This is a genomic window from Kribbella alba (assembly GCF_039529635.1).
GTDB classification, from domain to species: Bacteria; Actinomycetota; Actinomycetes; order Propionibacteriales; family Kribbellaceae; genus Kribbella; species Kribbella alba.
Genome location: NZ_BAAANE010000005.1, coordinates 19439 through 40751 on the forward strand (window position 1 = coordinate 19439; position 21313 = coordinate 40751).

General features: G+C 67.7%; 19 protein-coding genes. 9 read left to right on the top strand and 10 right to left on the bottom strand.

Annotated elements, in window-relative coordinates; all coding sequences use genetic code 11:
* Positions 1 to 28: 28 nt before the first annotated feature.
* From ABD210_RS15350 to ABD210_RS15375, 6 genes are read right to left on the bottom strand one after another with little or no spacing between them, the layout of a single operon-like run.
* Positions 29 to 292 (bottom strand): hypothetical protein, encoded by a 264-nt coding sequence (locus tag ABD210_RS15350; protein ID WP_344112093.1) that lies wholly within the window; start codon positions 290 to 292, stop codon positions 29 to 31.
* Positions 293 to 295: 3 nt separating this feature from the next.
* On the bottom strand, positions 296 to 820 hold the full coding sequence (locus tag ABD210_RS15355) for a gamma carbonic anhydrase family protein (RefSeq protein WP_344112094.1): 525 nt from the start codon (positions 818 to 820) through the stop codon (positions 296 to 298).
* A gap of 10 nt (positions 821 to 830) precedes the next feature.
* Complete coding sequence (locus ABD210_RS15360) at positions 831 to 2102, bottom strand: MFS transporter (protein ID WP_344112095.1); 1272 nt, start codon at positions 2100 to 2102, stop codon at positions 831 to 833.
* Positions 2099 to 3469: a GH1 family beta-glucosidase gene (locus tag ABD210_RS15365; RefSeq protein WP_344112097.1), complete on the bottom strand. Its 1371-nt coding sequence runs from the start codon at positions 3467 to 3469 to the stop codon at positions 2099 to 2101. Before ABD210_RS15365 ends, ABD210_RS15360 begins: the two co-directional genes overlap by 4 nt.
* On the bottom strand, positions 3459 to 4088 hold the full coding sequence (locus ABD210_RS15370) for a heavy metal-binding domain-containing protein (protein WP_344112099.1): 630 nt from the start codon (positions 4086 to 4088) through the stop codon (positions 3459 to 3461). Before ABD210_RS15370 ends, ABD210_RS15365 begins: the two co-directional genes overlap by 11 nt.
* A gap of 48 nt (positions 4089 to 4136) precedes the next feature.
* Positions 4137 to 7364: a penicillin acylase family protein gene (locus tag ABD210_RS15375; protein WP_344112100.1), complete on the bottom strand. Its 3228-nt coding sequence runs from the start codon at positions 7362 to 7364 to the stop codon at positions 4137 to 4139.
* 151 nt (positions 7365 to 7515) lie between these two features.
* Here ABD210_RS15375 and ABD210_RS15380 point away from each other — a divergent pair, with 151 nt between their 5' ends.
* Entirely contained in the window at positions 7516 to 8106 is a 591-nt protein-coding gene (locus ABD210_RS15380; RefSeq protein ID WP_344112102.1) for a TetR/AcrR family transcriptional regulator, read from the top strand.
* 49 nt (positions 8107 to 8155) lie between these two features.
* Here ABD210_RS15380 and ABD210_RS15385 read toward each other — a convergent pair whose 3' ends face one another.
* Entirely contained in the window at positions 8156 to 10207 is a 2052-nt protein-coding gene (locus tag ABD210_RS15385) for a DEAD/DEAH box helicase (protein ID WP_344112103.1), read from the bottom strand.
* Between the two features lie 508 nt (positions 10208 to 10715).
* Between ABD210_RS15385 and soxR the strand changes: the two genes are divergently transcribed.
* Positions 10716 to 11192, top strand: a complete 477-nt coding sequence (gene soxR, locus ABD210_RS15390; RefSeq protein WP_344112104.1) for a redox-sensitive transcriptional activator SoxR — start codon at positions 10716 to 10718, stop codon at positions 11190 to 11192.
* A gap of 154 nt (positions 11193 to 11346) precedes the next feature.
* A complete protein-coding gene (gene snpA, locus ABD210_RS15395) occupies positions 11347 to 12027 on the top strand; it encodes a snapalysin (RefSeq protein ID WP_344112105.1) in 681 nt (226 codons plus the stop codon).
* 106 nt (positions 12028 to 12133) lie between these two features.
* Here the strand turns inward: snpA and ABD210_RS15400 are convergent, their stop codons facing one another.
* Entirely contained in the window at positions 12134 to 13162 is a 1029-nt protein-coding gene (locus ABD210_RS15400) for a LacI family DNA-binding transcriptional regulator (RefSeq protein WP_344112106.1), read from the bottom strand.
* 232 nt (positions 13163 to 13394) lie between these two features.
* On the opposite strand from ABD210_RS15400, the gene ABD210_RS15405 reads away from it, so the two are divergent.
* Complete coding sequence (locus ABD210_RS15405) at positions 13395 to 14474, top strand: ABC transporter ATP-binding protein (RefSeq protein ID WP_344112107.1); 1080 nt, start codon at positions 13395 to 13397, stop codon at positions 14472 to 14474.
* Positions 14475 to 14577: 103 nt separating this feature from the next.
* Here the strand turns inward: ABD210_RS15405 and ABD210_RS15410 are convergent, their stop codons facing one another.
* Positions 14578 to 15567, bottom strand: a complete 990-nt coding sequence (locus ABD210_RS15410) for an ABC transporter permease subunit (RefSeq protein WP_344112108.1) — start codon at positions 15565 to 15567, stop codon at positions 14578 to 14580.
* Positions 15564 to 16496: an ATP-binding cassette domain-containing protein gene (locus ABD210_RS15415; protein ID WP_344112110.1), complete on the bottom strand. Its 933-nt coding sequence runs from the start codon at positions 16494 to 16496 to the stop codon at positions 15564 to 15566. Before ABD210_RS15415 ends, ABD210_RS15410 begins: the two co-directional genes overlap by 4 nt.
* A gap of 163 nt (positions 16497 to 16659) precedes the next feature.
* Here ABD210_RS15415 and ABD210_RS15420 point away from each other — a divergent pair, with 163 nt between their 5' ends.
* From ABD210_RS15420 to ABD210_RS15440, 5 genes are all read left to right on the top strand, one after another.
* Positions 16660 to 17130, top strand: coding sequence for a nuclear transport factor 2 family protein (locus ABD210_RS15420; protein WP_344112111.1), 471 nt, complete (start codon positions 16660 to 16662; stop codon positions 17128 to 17130).
* A 239-nt stretch (positions 17131 to 17369) separates the two neighbouring features.
* Positions 17370 to 17690 carry a metal-sensitive transcriptional regulator gene (locus ABD210_RS15425; RefSeq protein WP_425552678.1) on the top strand — a complete coding sequence of 107 codons (321 nt, stop codon included), beginning with the start codon at positions 17370 to 17372 and terminating at the stop codon, positions 17688 to 17690.
* 119 nt (positions 17691 to 17809) lie between these two features.
* Positions 17810 to 18028 carry a heavy-metal-associated domain-containing protein gene (locus ABD210_RS15430; RefSeq protein WP_344112112.1) on the top strand — a complete coding sequence of 73 codons (219 nt, stop codon included), beginning with the start codon at positions 17810 to 17812 and terminating at the stop codon, positions 18026 to 18028.
* Positions 18025 to 19053: a hypothetical protein gene (locus tag ABD210_RS15435; protein WP_344112113.1), complete on the top strand. Its 1029-nt coding sequence runs from the start codon at positions 18025 to 18027 to the stop codon at positions 19051 to 19053. The genes ABD210_RS15430 and ABD210_RS15435 overlap by 4 nt, the downstream gene beginning before the upstream one ends.
* Before the next feature lie 20 nt (positions 19054 to 19073).
* Positions 19074 to 21302, top strand: a complete 2229-nt coding sequence (locus tag ABD210_RS15440; protein ID WP_344112115.1) for a heavy metal translocating P-type ATPase — start codon at positions 19074 to 19076, stop codon at positions 21300 to 21302.
* The last annotated feature ends 11 nt before the right edge of the window (positions 21303 to 21313 follow it).

A 21313-nucleotide genomic window follows, 5' to 3' on the forward strand; every position in this document is an offset into this window, starting at 1 on the left:
TGGCAGGAGACTAGCCGCCGTACGCGGCTCAAAATAGGAAGAAGGCCGCGATCGCAGTTGGAAGGATGCCGGGTACGAGCCAAGGTGACAGCAGTGAGCGTTGGAAGATCAGCAGTACGCCGCCGGCGGTGACGAGGCCGACGACGCCGGACATCACCCAGAGACCGACGCCCTTGCCGTAGTCGGTGTCGACGAGGTTGGTGCTGTAGGCGGCGAGGGTGACCGCGGGGGCGCCGCCCACGTGGATCAAGATGACTGAGGCGACCCAGCGTTGGACTGTCTCGATCTTCACGAGCTAGCCGACCTGCTCGACCGTGGCCGCGTGACGCTGGGCGAGGTCGTGGTAGACGGCGGCATTGTGGTCGACGAACAGCTTGGCGGTGCCCTCGAGCGGGATGATCTTCTTCGCCGGGCTCCCGAGGGCGACCGACTCAGGCGGGATCACCGAACCCGGCGTGACGGTGGCGCCGGCCGCGACCAGGGTGCGCTCACCCACAACCGCGCCGTCCAGCACGATCGCGCCGTTGCCGATCAGGGCCTGCTCACCGACGATGCAGTCGTGGACCAGGCACTGATGCCCGACGGTCGCGTTCTTGCCGACCTCGCAGACGCCGCCGTCGCCGACGTGGATCACCGAGTTGTCCTGGATGTTTGCGCCTTCGCGGATGACGATCCGGCCCAGATCGGCGCGGATCACCACGCCGTACCAGATCGACGCGCCCTTCTCGACGACCACATCGCCGACCAAGGTGGCGGTCGGCGCGATCCAGGCTTCCGGGTGCACGGTGGGGCTCACGCCCTCGAAGGAAAACAGCGGCATAGCCAGCAGACTAAGCGACTGCGCGGACGCGACGGACCAGTACTGCGCCCAGCAGCGTCACGGCGGCGGCCGATCCATAGAGCATCGGGTAGCCGCCTACGTACTTCACCACGGGGGCGGCGATGGCCGGGGCGATCACCTGGGGCAGGGAGTTTGCGATATTGATCACGCCCAGGTCCTTCGCCCGGTCGCGTGCGCTCGGCAACACCTCGGTGAGCAAGGCGAAGTCGACCGACAAGTACACCCCGAACCCGACGCCCAGGATCACAGCGGCCACCACAGCCGCCGACCACGTCGGCCACACCGCCAGAACCACCGCCCCAACGGCCATCACCACGCCGGACCAGGTGACGAACACCTTCCGGCGGCCCAGCCGGTCGGACCAGCTCCCCGACGCCACCGCGGTCAGCAGCACGCAGACGCTGTAGATCGCGGTCAGGATCAGTACGCCGGTGTCCGGATTGTCGTAGGACACCGCGTCCTGTAGGTAGAAGAACAGGTACAGCGTGCCGAGGCCGTTGCCTAGGTTCAGCAGGAACCGCGTCAACCAGGCCCAGCCGAAGTCGGGAAAGCGCCGCGGGCTGACCCAGAAGCCGCGGAGGAACTCCGGCCAGGCGAAGGGAGTTCTGGAAGCCAACCGCTGATCGCCGCTCCCGAGCAGGTAAGGCACCACCGAGATCAGTAGGAAGACAGCACACGCAAGGTAGCCAACGCCGACCCCTCCGACGGCGGTGGCCAACCCCACTCCCACCAAAGCGCCGAGCGTCTGAGCCAGCGCGACCCAACCGCCGACAACACCTCGCTGCAACTTCGGGACCCGATCCGGGATCGCCGCTGTGATTGCCGCCAGCAACGCATTGCAGAACAGTTGCACCAGGCACCAACCGAGCAACATCCACGCGACGGCACCTGCTCCAGCGAGCACTAGCAACCCGATCGCCCCGCCGACCGCGCCTCCGAACACCCACGGAACCCGCCGGCCCCAGCGGGACGCAGTACGGTCGGAAAGCGCGCCGAACAAGGGGTTCGCGACTACCGACACGGCGGCTCCGACTCCGGTGACCAGCCCGAAGACGAACTCCTTGTTGCCTGGAGCAATCGCATCGGACTGCTTCGCGAGCAGCACCTGGATCGGGCCGAGCCAGGCCGCGAACACCCCGACATTCGCCAGCACCACCGCCGCCGTCCACCGTCCCTGCACTGCCACCACCGGCTCAGCCAGAGCCAGCGCAGCGGCAGCCTCCGCGCCAGGGTCGGCGGCGGCAGTCGGCTCGGTGGTCATCCTCGGCTCTTGGCGATCAAGTCGCGGTACCAGTGGTACGACGCTTTCGGCGTGCGGGCCTGGGTCTCGAAGTCGACATGCACCAGGCCGAACCGCTGGGAGTACCCGACGGACCACTCGAAGTTGTCCAGCAGCGACCACTGGAAGTACCCGCGCACGTCCACGCCGTCGTCGATCGCCTGCTTCAGCACCCGCAGATACGAGTCCAGGTAGTCGATCCGGCGCTGGTCCGCGACCACCCCGTCGACCGGTCCGTCGTTGATCGCGCAGCCGTTCTCGGTGATGTAGATCGGCGGCAGCCGGTCGCCGTACCGGTCCTTGAAGGTGCGCAGGATCTCGCCGAAGGCAGCGGGCACCACGGGCCAGCCGAAGTCCGTCTTCGGGTAGTCGTCGAGCTCTCGCGGTTCGAACGGAAGTCCAGCCGGCATGGTGAAGCCGTCCGTCGCGGAGGTGTCCGGGCTGCCGGTCGGCGCACCGACGCGAATGGGCGCGTAGTGGTTGAGGCCGAAGAAGTCGAGCGGCGTCGAGATGATCTCCAGGTCCTCGGCCACCGGACCCGGCATCGCAGCAGCGAGATCTTCCGTGGGATAGCGGCCCAGCAACACCGGATCAGCGAACAACCAGTTGACCAGCGCGTCGTAGAACCCAGCTGCCGCGACGTCCTCCGCGCTGTCGCTGGCTGGCCAGGTTGGCGCGTGGTTGCTCGCGATCCCGATGGTGGACGCACCGCCGGCACGCAGAGCCTGGACGGCTCGACCATGAGCCAGCAGTTGGTGATGAGCGACCGGCAGGGCATCGAACAGCAGCTTCTTGCCCGGCGCATGCGCCCCGAGGGAGTAGCCCATCAGCGTGATCACCATCGGCTCGTTGATGGTCATCCACAGCGCGACCCGGTCGGCGAACCGATCGGCCAGGATCGAGGCGTAGTCGGCGAAGCGCGAGGTGATGTCCCGCGAGAGCCAGCCGCCCGCATCCTCCAACGCCTGCGGGGTGTCCCAATGGAAGAGCGTCGGGGCGGGCTGGATCCCGGCCGCCAGCAACGAGTCGATCAGCCGGTCGTAGAAATCGAGTCCCGCGGGATTTGCCGGCCCCTGCCCGGAAGGCTGCACCCGCGGCCAGGAGAAGGAGAACCGGTAGGTGTCGACCCCGAGGTCCGCCATCAGGGCGACATCGTCGGCATACCGGTGGTAGTGGTCGCAGGCGACGTCACCGGTGTCGCCGTTGAGGATCCGGCCCGGCTCGGCGCAGAACGTGTCCCACGTCGAGGGCCCGCGACCGCCCTCGGCCACGGCACCCTCGATCTGGTACGCCGACGTCGACACCCCCCAGCGGAAGTCAGGGCCGAAGACCAATGGCTCAGCTGTCATTCGCATCATCCTCGTCGGGTTGGGCGGGCGCGTCCTGGGGCCGCGGCGGCTCGATCTTGCGGACGACCACCGCGGTGCCGTAGGCGGCGACCTCGCTCATCGTCTGGGCGATCTCGTTGCAGTCGAACCGCATCGCCAGGATCGCGTTGGCGCCCAACTGGTGCGCCATCTGGCACATCCGCATCACCGCGACATGCCGCGACTCGGCCAGCATCCGGGTGTACTCCGGCACCTCGCCGCCACCCAGCGAACGAAAGCTCGCGGTGAAGTTCGAGCCGAAGTCGCGACTCCGCACGGTCAACCCGAAGACCTCCCCGAACACCTGCTCGACCGTGTAGCCCGGCAGGTCGTTCATGGTCGAGACAAGCACCGGGTACGGCGAACCCTGCGGCGCGATGTGCGGCACGTTCGACTGCACCGGCTGGTAACCCGCCGGCGGCTGGCCCTGACCAGGCTGGCCGTAACCAGGCTGGCCCTGACCAGGTTGCCCGTAGCCCGTCTGGCCGTAGCCCGGCGGTGGTGGCCCCTGCTGGTAGCCAGGCGCGTACCCGGGCGGCGGCCCCTGCTGGTACCCCTGCTGCGGCGGATAAGGCTGGTTCGGGGGAAAGTTCTGGTTCATGCCGCCATCTTGGCAGTCCCCTGGTCGTCCCCTGGTCGTCCCCTGTCGTCACTGCCGGAAGACCTGGAGCTCATACAGCGAGTACCCGTACGACGTGGCCCGCTGTGTCCCGGTGATCCGGACATAGCGAGCCGCGGTGGCCCCGAACCGTGCCACGTCCTCCCCGCCATTTCCGTTGCTGGTGGCAAACACCTGCTGCCAGTTCACGTTGTCCCGCGACACCTCGACCTTGTACGCCGAGGCGTACGCGGACTCCCACTGGAGCACCACCCGGCGGATCGTCTGCTCGCTGCCGAGGTCGACCTTCAACCACTGCGGGTCGGACCAGTCGCTCGCCCAACGGGTCGCCGGGTCGCCATCGACGGCCCTGGACGGCGGCGAGTTGAAGAGTCCCGTCTCGTAGCTGCTCGCGGTCGCGGTCTTGCCCACCGCCTGGTTGCTGACGACATCACCGCGGCGGGCCGGGAACTCGATCACCTGCTGGTAAGTCGGCCGGTTGACCCAGGCGATCCGATCCTGGGTGATCCCACCCATCGGTTGGTGCACGATCTGGTCCGCGCAGAACTGGTCCCCCGCAGTACAGTCGGGCGTTGCCGGATAGGTGGTCGCCGCCGGCACCTTGGTTGCCGCCAGCAAGGACTCCGCGAGAACGCCACGGCAGGCGGCGAGCGAACCAGCACCGCAGTACGTCACCGGTTGCGCGGCCTTAACCGGGTCGCCGAGCACCTTGCGCAGGTCGCGCTGAACGAAGCCCCACCACCCGTTCTGGAAGGCGGAACCCTGTGCGCTCGGGCGTTCGTCGATCTTCTGCGTACGCACGAGCGCGTCGTACAGGTCCGGCCCGAGGCCTTGGAACTCGGCAGGAACCAGCAGCGGCCACCAGGCATCGAGGATCCGGATCGCCTCGGCGTGGTCGTAGGTCTTGGACGCCTCGTTGGGCGTCTTCCGATGGCTCCCGGCCGTTTGCCAGGCTTGCAGCTTGGCGACCGCGTCCGCGACGGCCGGGTCGGTGATCGGCGCGCTCTTCAAGACGCGCAGCAGATAGGGCAGCACCTGATCAGCCCGCAGGTCCACCGTCGCGGCGTCTTCCATCGCCGACACGAGCTTGCCACGGGTGAACTTCTGGCCGGACCCGATCACCGCCTTGATCCGGTCGTCCAGCGGTTGGCTGCGATACACCGAGTTGTAGCCGAAGTTGCCGTCGGCAGCGGAGAACCCGGGTGCCTGCTTGTTGTTCCAGCTGGTCAGGTAGTCCTGGTTCACCACCTGCGGATGCTGCACGGCCGGGGTGTAGGTGGCCCGGTTGGTGTCCGGGTTCCAGCCCTGCCACTCGTACTGCGGGTAGCCCCAGGTCGGCAGGTTCGGATCGGCCCCGGCCGGGCGGATCGGGTTGTCGCCGGAGTTGAAGTACGCGATGTCCGTCTTGTCCGTGTAGAACCAGTTGAAGGTGTAGCCGATGTTGCTCGCGGCGTTCTTGAAGTCCGTCGCGGAGTGGATCTTGTCCGGGTCGTTCAGCAGCATGAACCCGAGTGCCGAGCCCGCCTCGTTCCCGTACGTCGACCGGTTGCTCGTGAACAGGACGGGTTTGCCGCCGACCGTGCCGCGATGGGTGACGATTCCGAGTTTGGTGCGCTGGGCAACCAAAGTGTAGGAGCCGGCCGGTTCGGAGGAGCCCAGGCTCGAGTACCACGCGTTGTGCCGTTCCAGCTTCTCGATCGGCAGGCACTGGTTCCGGAAGACGTAATGCGTCGACGCCTTCGTCGGCGTTCCACCGTCCGGCTCGCACAGCGGCACGGCGTACGTGTCGGTGATGTCCTGGCCGGCGGAGGTGGCGCTCCACGAGTAGTCGGCACCCCGGCCGATCAGGGTGTAGAAGTTCAGCCCCGCGAAGGCGGCGCCGCGGCTGCTGACTCCCGGACCTTGGAGTTCCTGGCGGAGCAGGAGTTGCGGCGCGAAGTACGAGGTCTGCGGGCCGTAGACCGCGACCGGGTTGCCACTCTCGGTGTACTGCCCGGAGACCAGCAGAGCGTTCGACATCCCCTTGGGACCGAAGCCTTCCGGGAAGACGCCGCCGTCGAAGATGCCCTTCAGCGATTCCTTGCTCTGCGCAGTTCCAGGCGGTTTGATCCCGGTACTGCTCTTGGGCTGCGCTGCCGTCGTGGTCATTGCGGATCCCGTCTGGTCGACGACCTCCGGCTCAGGGGTGACCGACCCGCGATCCGGCATCGCGCGCCCGGCCGGGTTGGCGGGCGTCGTGCCGTAGGGGAACGTCGTGCCGTTGTGCACGGTGGTGCTCGCCTCAGGATCGTTCTGCGAACGGAACGACTCCCAGACCTTGGTGCCCTGCGCCACTCCGTACTTCGCCTGCGCCTCGAGCAACGCGAGCGCGGACTGGATCTCACCACCGCCACCAGTGCCGAAGATGCCCGCGACCACAGCGGCCGTGGCGACCACGTCGGTCACCTTCCACGGTTGCGGCGTCGGCAGGCCGAGCGCGACGTACTCACCGGGATAGGCGACCCCGACCGTGTTGATGTAGTAGTTCACGCCATCGACCCAGGCCTGGATGTCCTGCTGCATCTTGGCCCCGTCAGCGCCGTAGCGCTCGTCGGCGTCGTCGAACTGCTTCTGCAGCTCTGCCTCGGTGTACGGCGCGATCCGCCAGAACTCCTGCTCGAACGCCCGGTTCGCCGCCGCGCCACCCGCGAACGGGGTCAGCTGGCCGCGGCCGAGATGCCGGAACACGTCCATCACGAACAAGCGGTCCTGCGCCCCGGCGTACCCGGCGCCGAACATCGTGCCCTCGCGGGTGGTCCCGGTGATGTGCGGGATGCCGCGAGACTTGTCGCGCACGATCGTCACGTCCGCGCGCGGTTGGAACGTGCTCGCCACGTCATCGGGTCTCACCCCGAACGAGGAGTCGTCGAAGTACGGATCAAGACCGTCGTCGGTGATGCCCTGCGAGTTCCAGACCAGTTGCTCGTACGGCTTGAGGGTGTCGCTGAAATGCGGCGGGCGGGTGCCGAATCCCTGGAAAAGAAGGAGATCCGCGAAGGTCGCGTTGCCGTTCTGCCCGGGTGGCACGATGTCCGCGCACTGCCCGACGCAATAGTCGGTCGGCGGAGCGGCCTGGGTTGCCGTCGGCCTGGCTTCGCTGGGCGTAGACAAGCCCAGGACCAGTACTGCGGTGACGGCCAGCGCGGCGGTCGTCGTACGAGCAAAGCGGTGGGTGTGAGCACGGGCAGTGTGAACACGTAGAGCGGGGCGGCGCGTCACGGGGTCCTCCCTGGGAGATCGTCGCGGTGATGACGGCAGGGAACGTCTGAAAACTGACGATGACTCACTAGTAGGTCTAGGTCAAGAGTCTTGGACACTTGACCTAGAAGTCGTACTGTGATCGCACGGGAGAGCGGTCGAGAGGAGTCCGATGCCACGGGTACCCGCGAGCGAGCGACGCGCCGAGCTGGTCCAGGCGGCGATCCAGGTCGCGACCCGGGAGGGGCTCGCCGCGACCACCACCCGGCGGATCGCGCAGGAGCTCGGCATCTCGGTCGGCATCGTGCACTATTGCTTCCGCTCAAAGGAGGAACTGCTCCACGAGGTGATCCGAGTGATCGCTGAGGCGCAGGTCGTCGCCGCACGCTCGGCCATCGTTCCCGGTGGGGACGTGCGGGAGAGTGTGCGGAACGCGTTCCTCGGATTCTGGGGACTGGTCGAGGAGACGCCGGACGCCCAACTGCTGACCTACGAGCTGACGAGTTGGGCGCTGCGGAACGCCGAGACGGAACCACTCGCGCGGGAGCAACGAGCGAGTCAGCTCGCCGGCATCGTGGAGATCCTCGACGAGATCTCGGCCGCCACCGGCGCCTCCTGGTCCTTGCCGGCCGACCAACTCGCCCGAATGACCCTCGCCATCACCGACGGCGTCACCCTCGGCTGGCTGGTCGACCGCGACACCAAGGCCGCAGTACAGGCTCTGGAGGTCTTCGCCGACCAACTGATCAAGCTGGCCCTGTAAAACAGGAAGGCCCCCGGGTGATCCGGGGGCCTTCCTGGTTAGAGCTTGGTCAGCGGGAGTACGACTTGCCGCCGCGGTCGGAGCGGCCCTTGTAGCCACCACCGCCCTGTCCGCCACGGCCTTCGTAGCCACGGCCGCTCGGACGGCTGTTGCCGCCGCCGAAGCGCTTGCCACCCTTGTTGAACCCACCGCTGCCACGCTGCGGCTTGGGGGCCGGCAGCTTGACCGGGTAGCCGGACGGCTTGGTGCCGCCGGTCAGGCCGTTCACGACCTCGTCACCCGGACGAACCCGGACCGGCTCGGTGTTGACGCCGGCCGACTCGGCCAGCCGCATCATGCCACGCCGCTGGTGCGGCAGGACCAGCGTGACGACGGCACCCTTGCCACCGGCGCGCGCAGTACGACCCGCGCGGTGCAGGTAGTCCTTGTGGTCCGCCGCCGGGTCCGCCTGGACGACCAGGCCGACGTCGTCGACGTGGATACCGCGAGCCGCGACATCCGTTGCCACCAGCACCGGAACCGACCCGTCCTTGAACTGGTCCAGCGTCCGGTTCCGAGCGCCCTGGGTCAGGCCGCCGTGCAGGGCCGCGGCCATCACGCCACGGTCGCGCAACTGGGTGGCGACGCGATCGGCGCCCAGCTTGGTGCGGACGAACACGATGGTCCGGCCGTCGCGGCTGGCCAGCTCGGCCGTCAGCGACTGCTTGTGCGCCGGCTCGATCACGAGCAGGTGGTGCTCCATCGTGGTGACCGCGGCCTGGGCGGAGTCGGTCGAGTGCGTGACCGGGTCCTTCAGGTAGGTCTTCACGATGGTGTCGACGTCACCGTCGAGGGTGGCGGAGAACAGCAACCGCTGGCCCCCGGCCGGGGTCATGTCGAGCAGCGTGGTGACCGCCGGCATGAAGCCCATGTCGCACATGTGGTCGGCCTCGTCGAGGACGGCCACCTCCACCGCGCCGAGGTCGGCAGCGCCCTGCTCGCACAGGTCGATCAACCGGCCCGGGGTCGCGATCAGCAGGTCGACGCCACGCCGCAGCGCGTCGATCTGCTTCGGGTACGGCAGGCCGCCCGCGATCAGCTTGATCGACACGTTCATCACGTGCGCCAGCGGCTCGAGCGCGTCGTGCACCTGCATCGCCAGCTCGCGGGTCGGCACCAGCACCATGCCGCGCGGACGGCGCGACTCGGTGTGCCCGCCCGCCAACCGCATCAGCGTCGGCAGTCCGAACCCGAGGGTCTTGCCGGAACCGGTCTGACCACGACCGAGCACGTCCCGGCCGGCCAACGCGTCCGGGATGGTCGCTTCCTGGATCGGGAACGGCTTGGTGATGCCGTCGCGAGCCATCCGCTGCACCAGCCGCGGCGACAGGCCGAGCTCGGCGAAGCCATTGCCCTCGGCAACGGTACCGAGATCGACGGGAACCTCGACCTGGGGACGCTCGGTCCGCTCACGCCGCTCGTAACCCCGGTCGGAGCCCCGCTCGTTGCGGTCGGACCCACGGTCGTTGCGCTCGAAGCCTCGGTCGTTGCGCTCGGAGCTGCCGGCGTTCCGGTCCGGGCGATCGAAGCCGCGGTCCGTCCGCTCGGTGCGGTCGTTGCGGAAGGAGCCCTTGTCGGCAGGGCTCTTGGTGTAAGGGGTCTTGCTGTACGGAGTGTTCTTGTCGTACGAGCTCTTCTGGTACGTGCTCTTCGGGTACGACGAACCGTCCGTGCGGCTGGTGCTGCTCCGGTTCTCGGAGTACGCCGGACGCTCGGGGCGCGACTGGTTCGCCTGCTCCGCGCGGTAACCCCGCACCGGCGGGCGGCTACCGCTACGCCGGTCGTCGTCACGGCCGCCACGGCGGTCGTTGTCCCGACGGTCGGAGCCACGGCTGCCCCGGTCGGAGTACTGGCTCGGTCCACCCCGGCGCTCAACCTGGGCAGGCTTCTCCACCCGGGCCGAACTACGGTCGGTGCCGGGGGTGCTCGGGGCGTCCAGCTCGGCGGCCATCCGCTCGCCGTAGGACTGGGTCTGGAACTTCTTGTGCCGCGGCTTCTTCACCCGGTCGGCGGCCTCGTTGCCGTCGGCGGGAACATACTGGTCCTGGTGGTGCTGGGACACGCAATCTCTCTCTCAACGTCACGGCCCGATGCCGGATCGGAGCCCACACGCAAGTGCCGGCCATGAGAAAATGGCCGGAATTGTCGTGCGAGGCAGGAGATTAGGCATCGACCTGCGGGTGCTATCGCGTTGCACCCATGTCGCCGGGGAAACATCAGCGGGATGCTGAAACCGACGGGTCGGAGCGCCTGGGAAATGCTCTGGTGACGCGACTCGCGCACCGACAGAGAAAAGTATACCCCGTCCGGGCCCTTGCTCTGACCACGACCCTTGCTCTGACCACTGCTCCCCCACCCTACCGGCCACCTACTGGCGCTCCCGCTTCCCCTCCGGCGGAGGGCGGACCGCCAACACTCACCAACGTCGATCGCATCACCGGCGCCGACTCGCTCCCCCGCTCGGCAACAGCGTTCGAACCGCCCGCAAGGCGCGAAGCTGAGTGTTGGCGGTCCGCCTGCCCAAGCTCAAGTTCGGTTTAGCTCTTGTGCGACGGTCCTAGGGTGGCGGTATGGCGGAGGACACCATTCCCAGCAAGGACCACTGGTTGTCGATCGGCGAGATCGCCAGCCGCTCCGGCGTCGCCGCGTCGGCCTTGCGCTTCTATGAGGACCAGGGCCTCATCACCTCCCGGCGGACCGCCGGGAACCAGCGGCAGTACCAGCGCAGCACGCTTCGACGGATCGCCTTCGTCCAGGCAGCACAGCGAGTCGGGTTGGCGCTGTCCGAAATCAGGCTCGCGCTGGACTCGCTACCCGATGACCGGACGCCGACCCGGGCCGACTGGAGCAAGCTGTCGAAATCTTGGCGGAGCCGGCTCGACAGCCGGATCGCCGAGCTCGAGCGGCTCCGCGACGACCTGGACGGCTGTATCGGGTGCGGCTGCCTCAGCCTGCAGCGCTGCAACCTGTACAACAAGTCCGACCGGCTGGCCGAGCGTGGACCAGGTGCCCGCATCCTGAACGTCGGCATCCCCGGCGAGTTATGACAGCCATAGGCCCCACAGCGGTGAACGAGGGATAACCCCTGCCTTTTTCCCGATCTGGTGCGGATTTTCCCAAGGCTTGGCAACATCCCGCCTTGTAGCGATCAGTAGTCCGCCGGTCGCTTTCCGCCACCAGATCACGGAGTGAGGCCCTCCCATGTCGCATCGCCGTCTCCTGACGTCCCTAGCCGGGCTCGCCGCCGCAGCCCTGGCAGTCCCCGCCTTCGCCGCCGCCCCCACGGCGCAGGCCCCCGTCACCACCTCGACCCCGGCCAGCATCGCGGCGTACACCGGTTCGCCGCAGGACGAAGCAGCCACCAAGGCCTTCTACGACGCGGTGATGAAGTCCGCCAGCGCAAAGCAAGCACAGCAGGCCAAGTCCGGCCACAAGGCCGCGGCCGTCACCGTCACCTACGCGGTGGACGCACCCAGCTTCCGGTCCCAGATCAACTCCAGCACGTCGGTCTGGAACTCGTCGGTCAGCAACGTGCGCCTGGTCGAGGGCAGCAACTACGACTTCTACTACACCGAGGGCAACGACCCGCGCGGTTCGTACGCGTCCACCGACGGCCACGGCAGTGGCTACGTCTTCCTGGACTACGCGCAGGCCCAGCAGTACAACCCGACCCGGATCACCGCGCACGAGACCGGTCATGTGCTCGGTCTGCCGGACCACTACTCCGGCCCCTGCAGCGAACTGATGTCCGGCGGCGGCCCCGGCCCGTCCTGCACCAACGCGTACCCGGACGCGAACGAGCGCTCCCGCGTCAACTCCCTCTGGGCGAACGGCTTCGCCGCCTCCGCCGGCAGCAAAGCTGCCTTCCACACGTCCAAGTAGAAGGTATCCCTGACCCTCTGGCTCGGAACCGCCCGGCAGGGGACGGTTCCGAGCCGGAGTTCTGTCTTGTACTACGGGGCGCCTGCCGAACGCGGGCGCCCCGTCCTCAGCTTCCCGGGCGGTGGGGACCGGTTGACTTACGGACCACAAGCTCGGGGCGGAAGAGGAACTCGGTGTGCGGGGTGGTGTGGCCGCGGACCTCCTCCAGGAGGGACTGCACCGCCGCCAGGCCCATCGCCTGGACGGGCTGGCGGACCGTGGTCATCGGCGGGTCGGTGAACTCCATCATCGGGGCGTCGTCATACCCGACCACCGAGATGTCGGCGGGTACGGCGAGACCGCGCTGCCTGGCAGCCCGGATGACGCCCAGCGCCATCATGTCGGAGCCGCAGACAACGGCACTGACCTCGGCATCGAGCAGTCGCTGGGCCGCCGCGGCGCCACCCTCGACGCCGAACATGCTGAGCTCCACCAACTGATCCAGGTCGTTGTCGTTCAGCCCGAGCTGCGCCTTCATCGCGGTCCGGTAGCCCGCGAGCTTCCGCTGGACCACGATGAACCGTTCCGGTCCGGAGGCGAACCCGATCCGCCGGTGGCCGAGGGCAACCAGATGGGACACGGCCAGCTCCATCGCGGCGTACTCGTCGGAGGAGATGAAGGGCGCCTCGACGCCGGGCAGCCAGCCGTTGACGAACACCACGGGGAGGTTCCGGTCCACCAGCGACTGGTAGCGGGCGTGATCCGCGCCGGTATCGGCGTGCAACCCGGACACGAAGATGATGCCGGACACGCCCCGCTCGAGCAGCATCTCGACGTATTCCTCCTCGGTCGCTCCGGAAGGCGACTGCGTGCACAGCACCGGAGTGAACCCGCGCTGCGAGAGCGCCGACTCGATCACCTGGGCGAACGCGGGGAAGATCGGGTTGATCAGCTCGGGCATCACCAGGCCGACCAGGCCGGCAGACCGTCGCCGCAACCTGGTCGGACGTTCGAAGCCGAGCACGTCCAGGGCGGTCAGGACGGCTTGTCTGGTTTCCTCGGCGACCCCCGGCCTGCCGTTCAGCACCCGCGACACGGTCGCCTCGCTGACCCCCGCCTTGACCGCGATGTCGGCCAGCCTCGCTCTACTGCTCACGGGCGCACCCTACCCACCGATCCTTGTCCTTGCAGCAAACCATGCAAGATCTTGCAGACTGAGCAGTCGGTCACGGTGCGCGAAGTTGTCCAGTCCGTGAACAGTACGGACAGCTCACACGCCGTACACCCTTGTCAGGACGAGCGAGTCAGGTGAGGATGGGCGCACCCCCGCCTGGGGGCCTTTACTCGGATCGTCCGGCACGTTCCTGCCGGTGAAGGAAGGAATCGTCATGGCTACTGTCTCGTTCAAGGCGGCCACCCGGGTGTACCCGGGTTCTGAAACGCCGGCCGTCGACAAGCTCAACCTCGAGATCGAGGACGGCGAGTTCATGGTGCTCGTCGGCCCGTCGGGTTGCGGCAAGTCCACCTCGCTCCGGATGCTCGCCGGCCTCGAAGAGGTCAACGAGGGATCCATCTACATCGGCGACCGCGATGTCACGCACCGTCCGCCGAAGGAGCGGGACATCGCGATGGTGTTCCAGAACTACGCGCTCTACCCGCACATGTCGGTCGCCGACAACATGGGCTTCGCGCTGAAGATGCAGGGTGTCTCCAAGGAGGACCGCGCCAAGCGCGTCCAGGAGGCCGCCAAGCTGCTCGGCCTCGAGGACTACCTCGACCGCAAGCCGAAGGCCCTGTCCGGTGGTCAGCGTCAGCGCGTCGCCATGGGCCGCGCCATCGTGCGTAACCCGCAGGTCTTCCTGATGGACGAGCCGCTGTCGAACCTCGACGCCAAGCTGCGCGTTCAGACCCGCACCCAGATCGCCGAGCTGCAGCAGCGTCTCGGTGTCACCACCGTTTACGTCACCCACGACCAGGTCGAGGCCATGACGATGGGCGACCGGGTGGCAGTACTGAAGGATGGCCTGCTCCAGCAGGTCGACACCCCGCTGAACCTGTACGACGCGCCGAAGAACAAGTTCGTGGCCGGCTTCATCGGCTCGCCCGCGATGAACCTGCTCGACGCCGACCTCGTTGAGGGTGGCGCCAAGCTGGGCGACTACGTCGTACCGGTCGACCGGAACATCCTGGCCAAGGCCGGCAACGACAAGACCCTGACCCTGGGTGTACGGCCGGAGGCCTTCAAGGTCGCCGACCAGGGCCTGCCGGTCAAGGTCGCCGTGATCGAGGAGCTCGGCGCCGACGCGTTCCTCTACGGCACCGCCGAGCACAACAACGAGCACCAGCAGATCGTCGCCCGGATCGACGCCCGGATGAAGGTCGAGAAGGGCTCGACCATCCACCTGGCGGCGGAGCCGGACAAGCTGCACCTCTTCTCGGCTTCCACCGAGGAGCGCCTCATCGCCTGATCTCCCGTACTACGCGACGCCGGCCCTGGGTGGTTCTCCACCCGGGGCCGGCGTTCGTTCTGGCTGGATCGTTCCCGAGCCCCTGTCAGGTCAAGCGGCCCTGTCAGTTGATGTCGCGGCGGCTGAAGACCGCGGCACCGAGAGCGAGGAGAACCACGGCGATGATGCCCAGGTACCAGGCGCCGTGTTCGAAGCTCAGGGTCTTCTCGATGGTGGTGCAGTTGTAGTTGCCGTCCGTCATGACCTCGCACTTGTCGACGTAGTACTTCGCGTCGTGCTTGACCCAGGCGTCGAAGTTGAGCTTCACCAGCCACGGCTGGGCCTTGAGCAGGAACCCGCCGAACACGCCCTCGATCAGCACCAGGTAGCCCATCGCCAGACCGATCGCCGCAGCCGTGTGGCGTAGCAACAACCCGAAGACCCCGCCGAGAGCACCTGCGGCAGCGGTCAGAAGAACCGCCCGGCCCGCTGTGCTGGTCAGATCACCCCAGACCTTGCCCGTCGTACCGGCTGTCGTTCCGAGCTGATCGATGATCAGGTAGGCGCCTGCCAGCAGGATCGCGAGCGCCACCACCGCGACCGGGACCATGCCAACCGCCGCGCCCAGCAACTTGCTGCCGTAGACGCGCAGCCGACGGGGCTCGAACGTCAGCCAGTTGCCGATCGCACCACTGCTGAACTCGGCGCCGACGAAGCTGGCGCCGATCAGGAAGGCGACGAAGGCCAGCAGGTACGACGATCCGAGCAGCAGGTCCGGCATCGTGTCGACGAAGCTCGTCGGCGGCTTGCCGAACATCTCGATGGTGGGCTCGGGATAGTTGCAGAACTCCGCGAGCGAAGGCTTCGGATCGGGCGCCGACGCGTAATCCGTCGTGCACTGCTTCTTCCACTCCGCGCCGTGCGCCAGCCACTCCCCATGCTGCTGCTCGAAACTGACCCGGGCTTGCTTTTGCTGCGCCTCGGACAGCGGCTTCGCGTTGTTCCAGGTGGCCACCAGGACGATCCCGGTGATCAGCAGGACCGCGGCGACGCCGGCGACAGTGAGGCGGCGGGCGATGAGTCGACGGAGCTCGACTGCGGTGAGGCGGATCATCGGTCGTCTCCCAGGCCCTCGTCGGCGGTGAGTTCGAGGAACACCGATTCCAGGTCGGCACGGACCGGGATCAGTTCGGATACGTACAAGTCCTGCTCGGCCAGACGCCTGGTCACGTCCGACGACTGCTCGGCACCGTCAACCAGCAGGTAGTTGCCATCGGCCCGCACGGTAAGGCCGGCAGCGGTAAGGATCCGGGTCGCCGCCTCATGGTTGTCGACAGCAACCTTGACGGTGGTGCCGGCCGAACCGCCGATCACCTCCGCGACGGTGCCGGAGGCAAGCAGCCGACCGTGACCGATGATCGACACCGTATCGGCGACCTGCTCGACCTCGGCCAGGATGTGGCTGCTGACCAGTACCGTGCGGCCCTGCTCGCCGAGGCGACGCATGGTTTCGCGGATCTCGCGGATACCGGCCGGATCGAGACCGTTGGTGGGCTCGTCGAAGATCAGCAGGTCGGGCTCCTTGAGCAGGGTGGCGGCAATCGCCAGCCGCTGCTTCATACCGAGCGAGTAGCCCTTGAACCGATCCTCGCCGCGTTCGCCGAGTGAGGTCTCGACGAGCACCTCGTCGACCCGCTTGCGGGGTGCGCCGATGGCGTCGGCGAGTAACTCGAGGTTCTTCCGGCCGCTGAAGGCCGGGAAGAACTTGGGCGACTCGACGATCGCGCCGACCCTGCCCACGACGTCGGGCAGGTGCCGCGGCACGACTTGGTCGAACACCGTCATGGTGCCGGCGTCGGCTCGGACCAGGCCGAGGAGCATCCGGATCGAGGTCGTCTTGCCGGATCCGTTGGGGCCCAGGAAGCCGTGCACTCCCCCGATCGGCACGTCGAGGTCGAGGCCCTGTACGGCGACGACCCGCTTGCCCAGGCGAGTGCGGTAGGTCTTCCGCAGTCCCCGTGTACTTACAGCCAACTCCGGCATGCCACCCCTTTGTTCGGATACTCCTTGAGTCAGGAGACGCTCACCCTGCCATGTTGGTTGGGCCATCCGGGGCCACGCCTTTCGCCGACAGGCAGTACAAGATCGAATCTGATTTGGATACTGTGAGCCATCCGCAGGCTGCACTGAGAGTTGAGGAGATGCCGTGGAGGCCCGGCCACCGCTGCCCCCGTTCACCGAGGAGACCGCGATCCAGAAGGTCCGGGCGGCCGAGAACGCCTGGAACAAGCAGGATCCGGAAGCCGTCTCGCTCGCCTATACCCCCGACACCTACTGGCGGAACCGGGACGTCTTCGTCAACGGCCGCCAGCAGGTCGTCGAGTTCCTCACCCAGAAGTGGGCCCGGGAGCTGGACTACCGGTTGATCAAGGAACTGTGGGCGTTCACCGGCAACCGGATCGCGGTGCGGTTCGTGTACGAGAGCCACGACAGCAGCGGGCAGTGGTTCCGCTCGCACGGCAACGAGAACTGGGAGTTCGACGAGAACGGCCTGATGCGGGTCCGCCGGGCCAGCATCAACGACCAGGCCATCGACGAGTCCGACCGCCTCTTCCACTGGGACGCACCGGGTATCCGGCCCGACGACCACCCGGGCCTCACCGACCTCGGGCTCTGACCGGGTTCGGCGCTGAGCCTGAGGGCGGCTCCGACTTCGACCGCGGCTCACCGCGGCCCGCGATTCGCCGCGGGCGACTTTCACCGGCCAGGCAGCAGGATGCGTACGGCGTCCGCTGCCTGGCCGTTCGCGTTACCCCCACCCGGTATGCGTCGAGGACTTGCGCTGGATACCCCAAGGGGGTAGCTTCAAGGCGTTGGCATACCCCGGTGGGGTAGCTGTGGAGAAGGAGAACCGCCATGACCGCCGAAGAGAACGCCGAATCGAGCACCGGACAGGTGCACGGCTACACGTCCGAGAAGTCCAGTCACTTGAAGCGGCTGCGGCGGATCGAGGGGCAGGTGCGCGGCCTGCAGCGGATGGTCGAGGAGGACAAGTACTGCATCGACATCCTCACCCAGGTCTCGGCGGCGACGAAGGCACTGCAGTCGTTCTCGCTGGAACTGCTGGACGAGCACCTCTCGCACTGTGTGGTCGAGGCCGCCCAGAAGGGCGGCGCCGAGGCGGAGGAGAAGGTCCGCGAGGCCTCCGACGCCATCGCCCGCCTGGTCCGCAGCTGACCGCCGCCGGCTGACCAACGCCGGTCGAGCCACGCCGGTCGAGCCACGCCCGTTGCGCCACGCGAACCACCCGGCACCGGCCGACTCAGATCAAACCAACCCGAGCTAGGAGCAACGCTATGACGACCACGACCTACTCCGTCAGCGGCATGACCTGTGGACACTGCACCGCTGCCGTCACCGAGGAGATCAGCAAACTGGACGGCGTCCAGGAGGTCACCATCGACCTCAACGCCGGCGGCACCTCCGCGGTGCATGTGAAGAGCGACAACGCACTCGACGACTCCGCGGTTCGCGAGGCGGTCGACGAGGCCGGTTACGAGTTGGTCGGCTCATGACCCGGGCTGTCGCGCTCCGGCTCGCCGCGTTCGCCGGTGCGTTGCTGCTCGCCTTCGCCGGCGCGTTCGCACTCGGCTCCGCGGCCGACCCGATCGCGGCAGCCGACCCCGCCCCGCACGCCGGTACCCCGGGCATGACCGACGGGATGGCCGGCGACGAGCCGGGTGGGCACGCGACGGGACACAGCGACCCGGGCGCGCAACCACCCGGGCTCGCGGTGTCCCAGGATGGCTACACGTTGCTTCCAGCAACCACGTTTTTCCCTTCGGGGCAGCAGCAGACCCTCAAGTTCACGATCCAGGGTCCCGACGGGAAGCCCGTCACGCAGTACACGAAGACTCATGAGAAGGACCTGCACCTGATCGTCGTACGGCGGGACCTGTCCGGGTTCCACCACGTGCATCCGACGCGGGACGCGAGCGGCGCGTGGAGCATTCCGTTCACGTTCACCGCAGGCGGCACCTGGCGGGTGTTCACCGACTTCCAGCCGGCCGCGCTCGGTAAGACGCTGACGCTCGGCACCGACGTCAACGTGTCGGGGCTCTACGTCCCGGTTCCGCTGAACGAGCCGTCGGCCGTGACCAGCGTCGACGGGTACGACGTGACGCTGGCGGGTAATCCGAACGCCGGCAAGGAGTCCGAGCTCACTTTCAGTATCAGCAAGGGCGGCCAGCCGGTCATTGACCTGCAGCCGTATTTGGGGGCCTTCGGCCACCTGGTGTCGCTCCGCAGCGGAGACCTCGCGTACCTCCACAACCACCCGGCCCAGCTGGCGACACCTGGCAGCAAGGGCGGCCCGAAGATCCAGTTCGGCACGACCTTCCCGACGGGTGGCACCTACAGCCTGTTTTTGGACTTCCAGCACGCGGGCAAGGTGCACACCGCAGAGTTCACCGTGAACGCCACCGGCAACGCCATCGTCCCGCCGGCGACAACGGCAGCCACGACTGCTTCCCCGACCCGAGCTCCGAGCAGCACAGCATCTGAGACGCCCGGACACGAGTCCACTCCGCACGGCCACTGAACACCGAGAGGAGGACCAGAATGGCCAGCCCAGCAACAGAACCCGGCAAGTCCGTCGAACTCATCATCGGTGGCATGACCTGCGCCTCCTGCGCCGCGCGGGTGGAGAAGAAGCTGAACCGGATGGACGGCGTCACCGCCACCGTCAACTACGCCACCGAGAAGGCCAAGGTCACGTTCGCCGACGGCATCAGCACGGACGACCTGGTGGCGACAGTCAAGGCGACCGGCTACACGGCCTCACTCCCTGCGCCGCCGGCGGCCGACGAGACGACGGCGCCCGATGAGCTGAAGCCGTTGCGCGAAAGGCTCATCACCAGCATCGCGCTCGCCGTACCGATCATTGCCCTGGGCATGGTTCCGGCGCTGCAGTTCAACTATTGGCAGTGGGCGTCGCTGACGCTGGCCGCACCGGTGGTCACGTGGGCGGCCTGGCCGTTCCACAAGGCGGCCTGGACCAACCTGCGGCACGGCGCCGCGACCATGGACACGCTCGTCTCGCTCGGCGTCGTCAGCGCATTCCTCTGGTCGCTGTACGCGCTGTTCCTCGGCGGGGCCGGCCAGCCGGGGATGAAGATGCCGTTCACCTTGATCCCGTCGCGAGGCGGCGGCGCCGAGGAGATCTACCTCGAGGTCGCGGCCGGTGTCACCACCTTCATCCTGGCCGGCCGGTACTTCGAGGCCCGCGCCAAGCGTCGCTCCGGCGCAGCCCTGAAGGCACTCCTGGAGCTCGGCGCCAAGGACGTCGCCGTACTACGGAACGGTGCCGAGGTGTGGATCCCCGCCGACCAGCTTGCCGTGGGCAACGAATTCGTGGTCCGGCCGGGCGAGAAGATCGCCACCGACGGCGTGATCGTCACCGGCAGCAGCGCGGTCGACGCCTCGATGCTCACCGGCGAGTCCGTCCCGGTGGAGGTCGGCGAAGGCGATGCCGTCGTCGGTGCCACCGTGAACGCCGGCGGTCGGCTGATCGTCCGAGCCACCCGGGTCGGGGCCGACACCCAACTCGCGCAGATGGCTCGGCTCGTGGAGGACGCCCAGAACGGCAAGGCCGCAGTGCAACGCCTGGCTGACCGGATCTCCGGGGTCTTCGTGCCGATCGTGATCGTGCTCGCCCTCGGGACCCTCGGGTTCTGGCTGGGCAACGGTTCGCCGACCGAGGTCGCGTTCACCGCAGCCGTCGCCGTGCTGATCATCGCCTGCCCTTGTGCCCTCGGGCTGGCCACGCCGACTGCCTTGATGGTCGGCACCGGCCGGGGAGCTCAACTGGGGATCCTCATCAAGGGGCCAGAGGTGCTGGAATCCACCCGGCGCGTCGACACCGTAGTACTGGACAAGACCGGCACGGTGACCACCGGTCGGATGGCACTGGTCGACGTACTGCTGGCACCTGGCGAGGAGCGGTCGGAGGTACTGCGGCTGGCGGGCGCCTTGGAGCACTCCAGCGAGCACCCGATCGCGCAGGCTGTTGCCCGGGGTGCGGCTGACGAACTCGGCGCGCTCCCCGCTGTCGAGGATTTCGGCAACGTCGAGGGCCTCGGAGTACAAGGGATCGTCGACGGCCACGCAGTACTGGTCGGTCGGACGCGGCTGCTCGAGGAGTGGAGCCAGCACCTGCCCGAGGCACTCACTCACGCGAAGGAACACGCCGAGGCAGAAGGCAGTACCGCGGTCGCGGTCGGGTGGGACGGAAAGGCGCGAGCCGTGCTGGTGGTCGCGGACACGGTCAAGCCCAGCTCGTCCGAGGCGATCAAGCAGCTGCGGGCATTGGGATTGCGGCCGGTCCTGCTGACAGGGGACAACGAGGCGGTGGCTCGGAAGGTCGCGGCCGAGGTGGGGATCGACGAGGTCATCGCCGAGGTGTTGCCGGCCGACAAGGTCGACGCGGTGAAGAAGTTGCAAGCCGAGGGCCGGGTGGTCGCGATGGTGGGCGACGGCGTGAACGATGCGGCCGCACTGGCGCAGGCGGACCTGGGGCTGAGTATGGGCAGCGGCACCGACGTGGCGATCGAGGCGAGTGACCTGACCTTGGTGCGGGACGACCTACGCTCGGCGGCGGATGCGATCCGGTTGGCGCGCAGCACGTTGCGAACGATCAAGGGCAACCTGTTCTGGGCGTTCGCCTACAACGTGGCGGCGATCCCGCTGGCCGCCGCGGGACTGCTGAACCCGATGCTCGCGGGCGCAGCGATGGCCTTCAGCTCGGTCTTCGTGGTCTCCAACAGCCTCCGCCTCCGCCGCTTCCACTGAGCCGTTGCGAC